General features: G+C 63.1%; 17 protein-coding genes. 1 reads left to right on the top strand and 16 read right to left on the bottom strand.

Annotated features, from left to right (window positions below; all coding sequences use genetic code 11):
- Genes M52SOB_RS11760 through hisB form a run of 6 tightly spaced genes read right to left on the bottom strand, consistent with a single transcriptional unit; the run spans position 1 to position 3,555 of the window.
- Positions 1 to 324, bottom strand: coding sequence for a phosphoribosyl-ATP diphosphatase (locus M52SOB_RS11760; protein WP_131111984.1), 324 nt, complete (start codon positions 322 to 324; stop codon positions 1 to 3).
- The gene (hisI, locus tag M52SOB_RS11765; RefSeq protein ID WP_131111985.1) at positions 321 to 707 is read right to left on the bottom strand and encodes a phosphoribosyl-AMP cyclohydrolase; all 387 of its coding nucleotides are present in this window, start codon (positions 705 to 707) and stop codon (positions 321 to 323) included. Before hisI ends, M52SOB_RS11760 begins: the two co-directional genes overlap by 4 nt.
- Before the next feature lie 47 nt (positions 708 to 754).
- Positions 755 to 1,513 (bottom strand): imidazole glycerol phosphate synthase subunit HisF, encoded by a 759-nt coding sequence (gene hisF, locus M52SOB_RS11770; protein ID WP_131111986.1) that lies wholly within the window; start codon positions 1,511 to 1,513, stop codon positions 755 to 757.
- Positions 1,514 to 1,541: 28 nt separating this feature from the next.
- Positions 1,542 to 2,285, bottom strand: a complete 744-nt coding sequence (hisA, locus tag M52SOB_RS11775; RefSeq protein ID WP_131111987.1) for a 1-(5-phosphoribosyl)-5-[(5-phosphoribosylamino)methylideneamino]imidazole-4-carboxamide isomerase — start codon at positions 2,283 to 2,285, stop codon at positions 1,542 to 1,544.
- Between the two features lie 20 nt (positions 2,286 to 2,305).
- Positions 2,306 to 2,944: an imidazole glycerol phosphate synthase subunit HisH gene (hisH, locus tag M52SOB_RS11780; RefSeq protein ID WP_131111988.1), complete on the bottom strand. Its 639-nt coding sequence runs from the start codon at positions 2,942 to 2,944 to the stop codon at positions 2,306 to 2,308.
- 23 nt (positions 2,945 to 2,967) lie between these two features.
- The gene (hisB, locus tag M52SOB_RS11785; RefSeq protein WP_131111989.1) at positions 2,968 to 3,555 is read right to left on the bottom strand and encodes an imidazoleglycerol-phosphate dehydratase HisB; all 588 of its coding nucleotides are present in this window, start codon (positions 3,553 to 3,555) and stop codon (positions 2,968 to 2,970) included.
- A 74-nt stretch (positions 3,556 to 3,629) separates the two neighbouring features.
- Here hisB and hisC point away from each other — a divergent pair, with 74 nt between their 5' ends.
- Positions 3,630 to 4,706, top strand: a complete 1,077-nt coding sequence (gene hisC, locus M52SOB_RS11790) for a histidinol-phosphate transaminase (RefSeq protein ID WP_131111990.1) — start codon at positions 3,630 to 3,632, stop codon at positions 4,704 to 4,706.
- On the opposite strand, the gene hisD is transcribed toward hisC, so the two are convergent.
- From hisD to M52SOB_RS11845, 10 genes are all read right to left on the bottom strand, one after another.
- Positions 4,696 to 6,000 (bottom strand): histidinol dehydrogenase, encoded by a 1,305-nt coding sequence (gene hisD, locus M52SOB_RS11795; RefSeq protein ID WP_131111991.1) that lies wholly within the window; start codon positions 5,998 to 6,000, stop codon positions 4,696 to 4,698. The two genes, hisC and hisD, sit on opposite strands and share 11 nt — an antisense overlap.
- Positions 5,997 to 6,632 carry an ATP phosphoribosyltransferase gene (gene hisG / locus M52SOB_RS11800; RefSeq protein ID WP_131111992.1) on the bottom strand — a complete coding sequence of 212 codons (636 nt, stop codon included), beginning with the start codon at positions 6,630 to 6,632 and terminating at the stop codon, positions 5,997 to 5,999. Before hisG ends, hisD begins: the two co-directional genes overlap by 4 nt.
- 22 nt (positions 6,633 to 6,654) lie before the next feature.
- Positions 6,655 to 8,037 carry a UDP-N-acetylglucosamine 1-carboxyvinyltransferase gene (gene murA, locus M52SOB_RS11805; RefSeq protein ID WP_284155099.1) on the bottom strand — a complete coding sequence of 461 codons (1,383 nt, stop codon included), beginning with the start codon at positions 8,035 to 8,037 and terminating at the stop codon, positions 6,655 to 6,657.
- Positions 8,030 to 8,278, bottom strand: coding sequence for a BolA family protein (locus M52SOB_RS11815; RefSeq protein WP_131111993.1), 249 nt, complete (start codon positions 8,276 to 8,278; stop codon positions 8,030 to 8,032). The genes murA and M52SOB_RS11815 overlap by 8 nt, the downstream gene beginning before the upstream one ends.
- Positions 8,279 to 8,455: 177 nt before the next feature.
- Positions 8,456 to 8,746, bottom strand: coding sequence for an STAS domain-containing protein (locus M52SOB_RS11820; protein ID WP_284155100.1), 291 nt, complete (start codon positions 8,744 to 8,746; stop codon positions 8,456 to 8,458).
- On the bottom strand, positions 8,743 to 9,369 hold the full coding sequence (locus M52SOB_RS11825) for an MlaC/ttg2D family ABC transporter substrate-binding protein (protein ID WP_131111994.1): 627 nt from the start codon (positions 9,367 to 9,369) through the stop codon (positions 8,743 to 8,745). Before M52SOB_RS11825 ends, M52SOB_RS11820 begins: the two co-directional genes overlap by 4 nt.
- Positions 9,370 to 9,387: 18 nt before the next feature.
- Complete coding sequence (locus M52SOB_RS11830; RefSeq protein WP_131111995.1) at positions 9,388 to 10,104, bottom strand: MlaA family lipoprotein; 717 nt, start codon at positions 10,102 to 10,104, stop codon at positions 9,388 to 9,390.
- A gap of 163 nt (positions 10,105 to 10,267) precedes the next feature.
- A complete protein-coding gene (gene mlaD, locus M52SOB_RS11835; RefSeq protein ID WP_131111996.1) occupies positions 10,268 to 10,738 on the bottom strand; it encodes an outer membrane lipid asymmetry maintenance protein MlaD in 471 nt (156 codons plus the stop codon).
- Complete coding sequence (gene mlaE / locus M52SOB_RS11840; protein WP_131111997.1) at positions 10,738 to 11,526, bottom strand: lipid asymmetry maintenance ABC transporter permease subunit MlaE; 789 nt, start codon at positions 11,524 to 11,526, stop codon at positions 10,738 to 10,740. The genes mlaD and mlaE overlap by 1 nt, the downstream gene beginning before the upstream one ends.
- Positions 11,523 to 12,350 carry an ABC transporter ATP-binding protein gene (locus M52SOB_RS11845; protein WP_284155101.1) on the bottom strand — a complete coding sequence of 276 codons (828 nt, stop codon included), beginning with the start codon at positions 12,348 to 12,350 and terminating at the stop codon, positions 11,523 to 11,525. The genes mlaE and M52SOB_RS11845 overlap by 4 nt, the downstream gene beginning before the upstream one ends.
- Between the last annotated feature and the right edge of the window lie 27 nt (positions 12,351 to 12,377).

Genomic DNA, 12,377 nt, shown 5'->3' on the forward strand with positions numbered 1-12,377 from the left:
TCATTTCTCCCGGCTGGCTTTCTCGTCGATCCCGGAAATGCCCTCGCGGCGGCGGAATTCGGCCATCACGTCATCGACCGACAGGCCGAAATGCGCGAGCAGCACCAGGCTGTGGAACCACAGATCGCAGGTTTCGCGCACCAGATGCAGATGATCGCCGTCCTTGGCCGCCATGATGGTTTCGGCAGCTTCTTCGGCAACCTTCTTGCAGATCGCGTCGGTGCCCTTGGCATACAGGCTGGCGACATAGGAGGTGTCCGGCGCTGCACCCTTGCGCGCCTCCAGGGTTTGCTGCACACGATGGATGACTTCGAGATCGATCACTTGTAAATCTCCTTGGGGTCTTTCAGCACTGGATCGACCGGCGTCCAGCAACCGTCTTCGAGCCGCTGGAAGAAACAGCTCTTGCGCCCGGTATGGCAGGCAATGCCGCCGACCTGCTCGACTTTCAACAGCACCACGTCGTTGTCGCAGTCGGTGCGAATCTCGACCACTTTCTGGAAATGGCCGGATTCTTCGCCCTTGTGCCAGAGCTTGCGGCGCGAGCGCGACCAATAGATGGCCTGCCCCGTCGCGGCGGTCTTCTCCAACGCCTCGCGGTTCATCCAGGCGAACATCAGCACCTCGCCGCTTTCGGCGTCCTGAGCGATCACCGGCACGAGGCCCTGATCGTCCCATTTGATTTCGTTCAACCACTTGCAGGTCACCGTCTCACCTCGCAATGCGGCCTACAGCCGCATCTCCACATTACGGCCTACAGCCGCACCTCGATTCCCTGGGCGCGCATGAATTCCTTGGCCTGCCGCACGGTGTATTCGCCGTAATGGAAAATGCTCGCCGCCAGCACCGCATCGGCACGGCCCTGTGTCACGCCGTCGGCGAGATGCTGCAGGTTGCCCACACCGCCGCTGGCGATCACCGGAATCGGCACCGCATCGGCCACCGCGCGCGTGAGCGCCAGATCGAAGCCGTTTTTCGTGCCATCGCGGTCCATGCTGGTGAGCAGAATCTCGCCGGCGCCCAAGTCCGCCACCCGTCTCGCCCATTCGATCGCATCGAGATGCGTGTTGTTGCGCCCGCCGTGCGTGAACACCTCCCACTTGCCGGGCGCGGTCTGTTTGGCGTCGATCGCGACGACGATGCATTGGCTGCCGACCTTCGCGGCGGCATCATTGATGAGCTGCGGATTTTGCACCGCGGCGGTATTGATGCTCACCTTGTCGGCGCCGGCGTTCAACAGCCGCCGCACGTCCTCGACCTTGCGCACGCCGCCACCGACGGTGAGCGGAATGAACACCTGCTCCGCGCAGGCCTCGACGATGTGCAGGATGATGTCGCGCTGATCGGAACTCGCGGTGATGTCGAGAAAGGTGATCTCATCCGCCCCTTGCTCGTCATAGCGGCGCGCGATCTCGACCGGATCACCGGCGTCGCGCAAGGCGACGAAGTTGACGCCCTTGACGACACGGCCGGCATTGACGTCGAGGCAGGGAATGATGCGCTTGGCGAGCATGGGTAGAGTCGGCGCTGGCGGGACGGCACTATCGAGAAGCGCACTTGTCCGCCTCGGCCTGCGCCTTGCGGAAATCGAGTTTGCCTTCGTAGATCGCGCGCCCGGTGATCGCGCCCATGATGCCCTCGTCGGCCACCGCGCACAGCGCCTTGATGTCATGCAGGCTGGAAATGCCGCCGCTGGCGATGACCGGGATCTTCAGCGCCCGGGCGAGCTTGACGGTCGCATCGATGTTCGGCCCGGTGAGCATGCCATCGCGGCCGATGTCGGTGTAGATCACCGCTTCGACGCCATAGTCCTCGAATTTCCGCGCCAGATCGATCACATCGTGCCCGGTCATCTTCGACCAGCCGTCGACGGCCACCTTGCCGTCCTTGGCGTCCAGCCCGACGATGATGTGACCGGGAAAAGCCACGCAGGCGTCGTGCAGGAAGCCGGGGTTCTTCACCGCGGCCGTGCCGATGATGATGTAGCTGATGCCGTCGTCGAGACAGCGCTCGATGGTGTCGAGATCACGGATGCCACCGCCCAACTGCACCGGTATCTCATCGCCCACCTCCTTGAGGATCGCCTTGATCGCCGGTTCGTTTTTCGGCTTGCCGGCAAAGGCGCCATTGAGATCCACGAGATGGAGACGACGCGCGCCTTCGTCGATCCAGTGGCGCGCCATCGCGGCCGGATCTTCGGAAAACACCGTGGCATCGTCCATGACGCCCTGCTTGAGGCGCACGCAATGTCCGTCCTTCAGATCGATCGCGGGTATCAGCAACATGATGGAAACTCGATGGGAAATCAGGGATTCCAGGACATGAAATTTTCGAGGAGCTGCAAGCCGGCAGTCGCGCTCTTTTCCGGGTGGAACTGCACGGCAAAAATGTTAGCGCGCGCGCAGGCGCTGGTAAATGTGATGCCGTAGTGCGTCGCGCCGGCGATCAATTCGGGGGTTGCCGGCTCAACGTAGTAACTATGCACGAAATAAAAGCGCGTGTCGTCGTCAATGCCGCTCCAGAGCGGATGCGGCACCGTCTGATGCACCTGGTTCCAGCCCATGTGTGGCACCTTGAGGCGCGCGCCCGCCGCATCGTGCATCGCGGCCTCGGGAAAGCGGCGCACCTGGCCGGGAAAAATTCCCAGACCGGCGACATCACCCTCCTCGCTGTGTTCGAACAACATCTGCAGGCCGATGCAGATGCCGAGAAAAGGCTTTTCCGCGGCGGCCTCGACGACGGCCTCGGCGAGCCCACGCGCTTTCAATTCACGCATGCAGTCTGGCATCGCGCCCTGACCGGGCACGATGATGCGGCCAGCCGTCTTCACCACCGCCGGGTCGGCGGTGACGACGACGGACGCATCGGGTGCGACATGCTCGACCGCCTTGGCGACCGAACGCAGGTTACCCATGCCGTAATCGACGATTGCGACGGTTTTCATCGGCATGACACAAAAAAACAGGCTTAGAGACTTCCCTTGGTCGAAGGAACGTGGCCCGCCGCGCGCGGGTCTTGGCTCACGGCCATGCGCAGGGCGCGCGCGAAGGCCTTGAAGACCGCTTCGGCCTGGTGGTGCGCATTCACGCCGCGCAAGACATCGATGTGCACGGTGATGCCGGCATGATTGACGAGCGCCTGGAAGAATTCGCGCATCAGATCGACATCGAACTCGCCGATGCGGGCGCGCGTGAAATCGACATTGAACACGAGTCCCGGCCGTCCTGAGAGATCGACGACGACACGCGCGAGCGCCTCATCGAGCGGCACATAGGCATGGCCGTAACGGGTCAGCCCTTTCTTGTCGCCGAGCGCCTGCGCCAGCGCCTGGCCGAGCGTGATGCCGACGTCCTCGACGGTGTGATGGGCATCGATGTGCAAATCGCCCTGCGCTTCGACCGTCAGATCGATCAGGCCATGGCGGGCGATCTGGTCGAGCATGTGGTCGAAAAAGCCGACGCCGGTCGAAAGCGTCGATCGCCCGCTACCGTCCAGATCGAGCTGGACGCGGACGCGGGTTTCCAGCGTGTCGCGGGAGATTTCGGCAGAGCGCATTGCGTGTCGGCAATCGGATCGAGTGCAAGGCATAATACCATTCCGCCGCATATTCCGACGCTTTCCGCCCCATCATGAGCCGATTCTGGAGCCCGACCGTCCGCGCCTTGCAACCTTACGTGCCGGGCGAACAGCCCAAGCTTGCCAACCTCGTCAAGCTCAACACCAACGAAAACCCTTACGGACCGAGTCCCAAGGCGCTGGCCGCGATGCAGGCCGAGATCAATGATTCCTTGCGACTCTACCCTGACCCCGAGGGCGTGCGGCTACGCGAGGCGATCGCGCAATTCTTCGGCGATCTCTCGATCCAGCAGGTGTTCGTCGGCAACGGTTCGGACGAGGTGCTGGCGCTCATCTTCCTCGCGCTGCTGAAGCACGATCGGCCGATCCTGTTTCCCGACATCACCTACAGCTTCTACCCGGTCTATTGCGGCCTTTACGGCATCGACTACCGTACCGTGCCGCTCGACGAGCACTTCGCACTCCATGTCGCCGACTACCGCCAGCCCAACGGCGGCATCATCTTCCCCAACCCGAATGCGCCGACTGGCCGCGTCCTGCCACGCAGCGAGATCGCCACACTCGCCGAAGCGAACCCGGATGCCGTGATCGTCATCGATGAAGCCTATATCGATTTCGGCGGCGAGTCGGCAGTTCCGCTCGTCAAGCACCACAACAACCTGCTGGTGGTGCAGACGCTCTCCAAGTCCCGGTCGCTCGCGGGCTTACGCGTCGGCTTCGCGATCGGCCAGCCCGAACTGATCGAGGCCTTGAACCGTGTGAAGAACAGTTTCAATTCCTATCCGCTCGACCGTATTGCGCTCGCCGGCGCGACCGCAGCGATCGAGGACCGGGTATGGTTCGATCAGACCCGCCAGGCGGTGATGCGCACCCGCGCATTCCTCACCGCGGAACTGGAAACGCTCGGCTTCGAGGTGCTGCCATCGATGGCGAATTTCGTTTTCACTCGCCACCCGCGCCACGACGCGGAACGGCTGGCGCAGGCGCTGCGCGAGCGCAGCATCATCGTGCGCCACTTCCGCCAGCCGCGCATCGATCAGTTTCTGCGCATCACGGTCGGTACCGACGAACAATGCGCGACGCTGATCGCGGCGCTCAAGGAAATCGTCAGCGAAACCGTCAGCGTTTGATGCGCAATTCCGCTGCGCGGGCGTGCGCTGTCAGCCCCTCGCCGTGCGCCAGCGTCGCGGCAATGGGACCGAGCGTCTGCGCGCCGGCTTGTGACACCTCGATGATGCTGGAACGCTTTTGGAAGTCGTAGACGCCCAGCGGCGAGGAAAAGCGCGCACTGCGCGAGGTCGGCAGCACGTGGTTCGGCCCGGCGCAATAGTCGCCGAGCGATTCCGAGCAGTAGTGGCCAAGGAAGATCGCGCCGGCGTGACGGATCTTCGGCAACAACGCCCGCGGGTCTTCGACGGCGAGCTCCAGATGCTCTGGCGCGATGCGGTTGGCGATGACGCAGGCTTCGTCGAGATCGGTCACCTCGATCAGCGCACCACGCCCTTGGAGCGAAGCGGCAATCGTCTCCTTCCGCGGCATCGTTGGCAACAGCCGCTCGATCGCCGCGGCCACCCGATCGAGATAAGCGGCGTCCGGACAGAGCAGGATCGACTGGGCGAGCTCGTCGTGCTCGGCCTGGGCGAAGAGATCGATCGCCGTCCACTCCGGATCACCTGAACCGTCGCTGATCACCAGCACCTCGGAAGGGCCGGCGACCATGTCGATGCCCACCGTGCCGAAAACGCGGCGCTTGGCGCTGGCGACATAGGCGTTGCCGGGGCCGACGATCTTGTCGACCTGCGGAATCGTCTGCGTGCCGTAGGCCAGCGCCGCGACGGCCTGCGCGCCGCCGATCGTAAACACGCGATCCACCCCTGCCAGATACGCAGCGGCGAGCACGAGCGGATTTTTCTGGCCGCCCGGGGTCGGCACCACCATGATCAGTTCCTTGACGCCGGCGACCTTGGCGGGGATCGCATTCATCAGCACCGAGCTGGGATACGCCGCCTTGCCGCCCGGCACATAGAGACCAACACGGTCGAGCGGCGTCACCTGCTGGCCAAGCCGCGTGCCGTCGGCTTCGGTGTATTCCCAGGAATCGATCTTCTGCCGCTCGTGATAGCTGCGGATGCGGCTTGCCGCCCGACTGAGCGCCTCGCGCTGATCGGCCGGCAGCGCGTTGTGAGCAGCGGCAAGTTCGCCCAGGGGCAGCTCCAGCTCGGTCATGGTCTTTGCATCGAGACGATCGAAGCGGCGCGTGTAGTCGAGCACCGCGGCATCGCCAACGGTGCGCACATTGGCGAGCACCTCGGCGACGGTGCGCTCGATCGCTTCATCGGTGGAGTTGTCGAAGGCGAGCAGCGCGTCGAGCGTCGACAGAAACTCGGGATCACGGCTGGAAAGACGACGAACGGTCTGGCTCATGGGATGGCCCTCTCGAAGGCGTCGATGACGGGGGTGAGCAGGCCGCGTTTCATTTTCAGGCTGGCCTGATTGACGATGAGGCGCGAAGAAATCGGCATGATCTCTTCGACCTCGACCAGATCGTTGGCCTTGAGCGTGCCGCCGGAAGAGACGAGGTCGACGATCGCGTCGGCGAGGCCCGCCAGCGGGGCGAGTTCCATCGAGCCGTAGAGCTTGATCAGATCGACATGCACGCCCTTCGCGGCGAAGTGCTCGCGCGCGGTGTTGAGGTATTTGGTCGCCACCTTGAGACGCGCGCCGCGACGCACCGCGGATGCATAATCGAAGCCGGCCGGCACGGCCACACACATGCGGCATTTGGCGATCTTCAGATCGAGTGGCTGGTAAAGCCCCGCGCCACCATGTTCGAGCAGCACGTCCTTGCCGGCGATGCCGAGATCGGCCGCGCCATACTGCACATAGGTCGGCACGTCGGAGGCGCGCACGATGACGACGCGCACATCGGCGCGCGAGGTGGCAATGATGAGCTTGCGCGAGTGTTCCGGATTTTCTTCCGGCACGATGCCGGCAGCGGCGAGCAGCGGCAAGGTCTCGTCGAAGATGCGACCTTTGGAAAGGGCGATGGTGATCATGGGCCGATTCTACCCGCTGCAATCATTTGACCCGCCGCACCCGCGCACCCAGCGCGGTGAGTTTCTCTTCGATGCGCTCGTAGCCGCGGTCGAGATGGTAGATGCGGTCGACCAGCGTCTCGCCATGCGCCGCAAGTCCGGCGATGACGAGGCTGGCCGAGGCGCGCAGGTCGGTCGCCATCACGGTCGCGCCGGTGAGCCGCTCGACGCCCTGGACGAAGGCGGTGTTGCCGTCGATGCGGATGTCCGCGCCGAGGCGGATCAACTCGACCGCGTGCATGAAGCGGTTTTCGAAGATCGTTTCGCGGATCACCGCGGTACCGTCCGCAATGGCGTCGATCGCCATGAATTGCGCCTGCATGTCGGTCGGAAACGCCGGATAGGGGGCGGTGCGGATGCTCACTGCCTTGAGGCGGCGCGGGGCGGCGAGACGGATCGCATCGCGTTCCAGCACGATCTCACAGCCGGCGTCCATCAGCTTGTCGATCACGGCATCGAGCGTGCTGGCCGAGGTGCCGGTCAGGCGCACCCGGCCGCCGGTGGCCGCCGCGGCACACAGATAGGTGCCGGTCTCGATACGGTCCGGCATGATCCGATGCGTCGTACCGTGCAAACGCTCGACGCCCTGGATGCGGATCACGTCGCTGCCGGCGCCGGAGATGCGCGCGCCCATCGCGATCAGGCAATTCGCCAGATCGACCACCTCGGGCTCGCGCGCGGCATTCTCGATCACCGTTTCGCCTTCCGCGAGGCAGGCGGCCATCATCAGGTTTTCGGTGCCAGTCACCGTGACCATGTCGGTAAATAACCGCGCGCCTTTGAGGCGGGTGGCCCTGGCGTGGACATAGCCCTGCTCGACGGCGATCTCGGCCCCCATCGCCGCCAGCCCTTTGAGGTGCTGATCGACCGGTCGCGCCCCGATCGCGCAGCCGCCGGGCAATGAGACACGCGCCTCGCCGTAACGGGCAATCAGGGGTCCCAGCACCAGCACCGAAGCGCGCATCGTCTTGACGAGCTCGTAGGGTGCGACCGGATTGTCGAGACCCGAGGCATCGAGGGTCACGGTGAGGGGTGCCGTCCCGCCAGCGCCGACTTTACGAGGCGAGTCGGCGCCCGGCGGGACGTTTTCAATTCCGCCAGCGCCGACTTTACGAGGCGAGTCGGCGCCCGGCGGGACGTTTTCAATTCCGCCAGCGCCGGTTTTTTCGCGGCTGATCTTCACGCCCATCTGCGCCAGGAGTTTCAGCATCGTGGCGACGTCGTTGAGCTCCGGCACGTTGGTCAGCGTGACCGGCTCGCTTGTGAGCAGCGCCGCGCACATCAGCGGCAGGGCGGCATTCTTCGCGCCGGAAATGGCGATTTCGCCGTTGAGGGGCACGCCCCCCTCGATCAGCAGCTTATCCACGGGAAGCCGCGGCGAATTCTTCCGGCGTCAGGCAGCGCATCGACAGCGCGTGCAGAGCTTCGCTCTCGAAATGCTCGCGCAGCACCGCATTGACGCGCTGCTGGCGCGCAACGCGACTCAGGCCGTCGAATAGCGGGCTGACGATCAGCGCTTCGAAATGCCGCCCATCACCAGCGACGGAGACTCGCTCGCATTCCAAGCCGGCGCGGATCCAGCTTTCGATCTGTTCGGGTAACAACATGGCTTCGAATCAAAAAGTGTAGGAGAGGACTCAGAGCTTGTGAAAAAATTCGTCGCGAGCGCAGCCAGGTTGGGGGAGGCCGGCGCGCAGCCACCGGAATGTATATGGACATACATGAGGTTGGCGAGCACCGCCCGACCCCAAGATGGCAAGCGCAGCAGAATTTTTCACAAGCTCTCAAGAAAGCGGCAGCAGATCAACGACGCCATAGACCTCGGCGAGGCTGCGCAAACTGGGTGGCGGATGGGCGATCGTCACCTTTCGTCCCTCCGCCTGGGCGGTACGCAGCCAACCGAACAGCACCGCCAGACCGGAAGAGTCGATCGCCCCGACGCCGGAAAGATCGAAATGCGTCGTCCCCTGCTTCACAGCGCCGACACCTGCAGCGAACAAGGCGGTGGCGTTCTCCAGCGTCATGTCGCCATGGATGATGGCGCCCGCGTCCGTGCGTTCGATGCGTGCGTTCATTTGGTTTTGGCGGCGACGGCTTCGCCCGTCTTGTTCTTCTCCTGCAGACTCTTGATCAGGCCATCGACCCCGCCCTTCTGGATTTCTTGGGCGAACGTCGAACGGTAGTTCGTCACCAGGCTGGCGCCGGCAACCTCGATGTCATAGACCTTCCAGCCGTTGCTGCCCTTTTCGAGGTAGTAGTCGATCGTCACCGGCTTGCCGCCGGATTGCTTGACCTCGGTGCGCACACGCACGTCGGTATCGGTCGGTGCCATCTTGAAAGGCTTGAAGACGATCTCCTGATCGCGGTACTCGGTGAGCGCCTTGGAATAGGTACGCACCAGCAGGGTGCGGAACTCATCGACCAGCACCTTCATCTGCTCGGCAGTCGCCTGACGGCCTTCGCGCCCGAGCGCCAGCTGCGTCATGCGATAGAAATTGAAATGCGGCAGGATCTTCGTCTCGACCAGCTCGAGGACCTTTTTCGAATTGCCGTTGCGAATCTCCTTGTCCTGGCGCACGGTTTCCAGAACCTCGTTGGTCACCGTCTTGACGAGCACGTCCGGTGCCATTTCGGCGGCAGCCACAGGGAAGGAAAAGAGGAAGGCGGTCAATAGACCCAACAGGTATTTCATCGTCATTCCTTGCTGAAACGAGTCTTAGTTTTCGAGATCGCGCGGCGGATTGCCGTCATGGATCAGGTTGCGGCGACGCTGCAGGTAGCCATCGCGGATATAACTGTATTTGTCGAGCGCGGCTTCCTCGATCACCTTGTCGGCCGGCAAGAGATCGGCGCGGTTGTCGATCACCCGCAGGGCCAGCAAGGAATTGCGCGTTGCGACATCGCTCAGGTTGGCGACTGGATCGGCCTTGACGTCGAGCACCAAGCCGACGGTATCGCGCACCGTGCGCGGACCGAAGAACGGGATCACGACGTAGGCGCCATCGCCCACGCCCCAGCGGCCGAAGGTCTGACCGAAATCCTCTTCGTGCTTCTCCAGACCGGCCTCGGTCGCCACGTCGAACAGACCGAGGATACCGATCGTGCTGTTGATCACGACCCGCCCGAAGTCGGAGAGCGCCTGATCCGGCTTGCCCTGGAGGAGATTGTTGACGCCGATGAACAGGTCGGCGATGTTGCCGAAGAAATTCGTCACGCCGGTGCGTACCGGTGCCGGCAGCACGGCATCATAGCCTTTGGCGACCGGCTTGATCAGCACGGTATCGAGGCCATCGTTGAAGGCGAACATCGCCCGGTTGAAGCCCTCGATCGGATCCTTCGGATTGCCCGAAGTGGCGCAACCGGTCAGCAACCCGGCTACGACGGCCACGCCAAGCAGCTTTCTGAAACGGGTAAGGTTTGTTGTTGGCATCATGCATCCCTCTCGGTGAGAGCTTGTGAAAATTCTGCTGCGCTTGCCATCTTGGGGTCGGGCGGTGCTCGCCATCCTCATGTATTTCCTTATACATTCCGGTGGCTGCGCTCCGGCCTCCCCCAACCTGGCTGCGCTCGCGACGAATTTTTTCACAAGCTCTGAGTCATTTCTTGCCTTCGTCTTCCGCCGCCTTGTTGAACATGAACTGGCTGATCAGCTTTTCCAGCACCATCGCCGACTGCGTTTTCTTCACCATCTCGCCCGGCTTGAGCATCTCGCTGTCGCCGCCGGGCTCGAAACCGACATACTGCTCGCCCAAGAGCCCCGAGGTGTTGATGGTCGCGAACGTATCGCGTGGAAACTGGTAGCGCTTGTCGATGTTCAAGCCGACCAGTGCCGTGTAGGTTTCGGTATCGAAACGAATCTCGCCGACACGCCCGACCACCACGCCGGCGCTCTTCACCGGCGCGCGCACCTTGAGCCCCCCGATGTTATCAAAGCGCGCCTGCAAGGCGTAGGTCTCACCGACGTCCGTGGCGGTCAGGTTGCCGGCTTTGAGGGCCAAAAACAACAGGGCGCCGAGGCCCAATGCAACGAAAATCCCCACCCAGAGATCGATCGTGGCTCGATTCATCACTCACCTCTGAACATGAAAGCAGTCAAAACGAAATCGGCGGCCAGGATGGCCAGCGAGGAGGTCACCACGGTGCGCGTGGTCGCCCCGGAAACCCCTTCGGCGGTCGGTTCGCAGTCATAACCCTCGAATACGGCGATCCAGGAAATGATCGCCCCGAACACGGCGCTCTTGATGACACCGTTCATGATGTCCTGTCGAAAATCGACGGCGGCCTGCATCTGTGACCAGAACGAGCCCGCATCGACGCCGATCAACTGCACGCCCACCAGATAGCCGCCGAAGATACCCATTGCGGAAAACAGCGCGGCAAGGAGCGGCATCGACACCACGCCGGCCCAGAAGCGCGGCGCGACGACGCGCGCGATCGGGTTGACGGCCATCATCTCCATCGCCGAGAGCTGCTCGGTCGCCTTCATCAGGCCGATCTCGGCGGTGATCGCACTCCCGGCGCGGCTGGCGAACAGCAGGGCGGCGACCACGGGCCCCAGTTCGCGTACCAGCGAAAGCGCGACGAGCACACCCAGCGCCTCGCTCGACCCGTAGCGCTGTAAAGTGTCGTAGCCTTGCAGGCCGAGCACCATGCCGACGAACAGGCCCGAGACGAGGATGATGATCAGAGAGAGCACCCCGGTGAAATAGATCTCGCGGATCGTCAGGTGCAGACGCCTCATCGCCGTGCCGGAATAGAGCACGGTCATCAACAGGAAACGGCTGGCGAAACCCAGCCGCCAGAGGCGGTCGGTGACGAAATGGCCGAGGCGGCGCAAAAACTCGAACGGCTTCATGTCCACCACGGCCTCGGTCGGTTCGGTTGCTCCATCAATTCTTCCCCATAAGGTCGAGCAGGATAGTGGAAATTGACAGGCCCGTCCGGCTCGCCCCAGATGAACTGATGCACGAACGGCTCCTTGGAATTGCGGATGTCTTCGGCAGTACCCTCGGCGACCACCTTGCCATCCGCCATGAAGTAGACGTAATCGACGATTTTCAGCGATTCCTGGATGTCGTGCGTGACGACGATCGAACTGATGCCAAGCGCATCGTTGAGCTTGCGGATCAGCTCGCCGATGATCGACAGCGAGATCGGGTCGAGGCCGGCAAACGGCTCGTCGTACATGATCAAGAGCGGGTCGAGCGCGATCGCCCGCGCCAGCGCCACCCGCCGCGCCATACCGCCCGAGAGCTCGGCGGGCATCAGGTGATGGGCTCCGCGCAAGCCCACGGCGTTGAGCTTCATCAGCACCAGATCGTGGATCAGGTCTTCGGGCAGGTCGGTGTGCTCACGCAGCTGGAAGGCCACGTTGTCGTAAACCGACAGATCGGTAAACAGTGCGCCGAACTGGAACAACATGCCCATGCGACGGCGCAGACGGTAAAGACCGTCATCGTCGAGCTCATGGACCACCTGGCCGGCGACGCGCACCTCGCCGGAGGTGGGTTTGAGCTGGCCACCGATCAGCCGCAAAGTGGTCGTCTTGCCACAACCCGACAAGCCCATGATGGCCACCACCGCCCCGCGCGGGATCGTCATGTTGATCCCGGTCAGGACCGGACGGCGGTCATAGGCGAAATTGAGATCGCGAATCAGAACGGGGGGATCTGCGGTCACGGGCAATCGATGCGAAAAAATTAGCCG

Source organism: Sulfuricystis thermophila, from assembly GCF_004323595.1.
GTDB classification, from domain to species: Bacteria; Pseudomonadota; Gammaproteobacteria; order Burkholderiales; family Rhodocyclaceae; genus Sulfuricystis; species Sulfuricystis thermophila.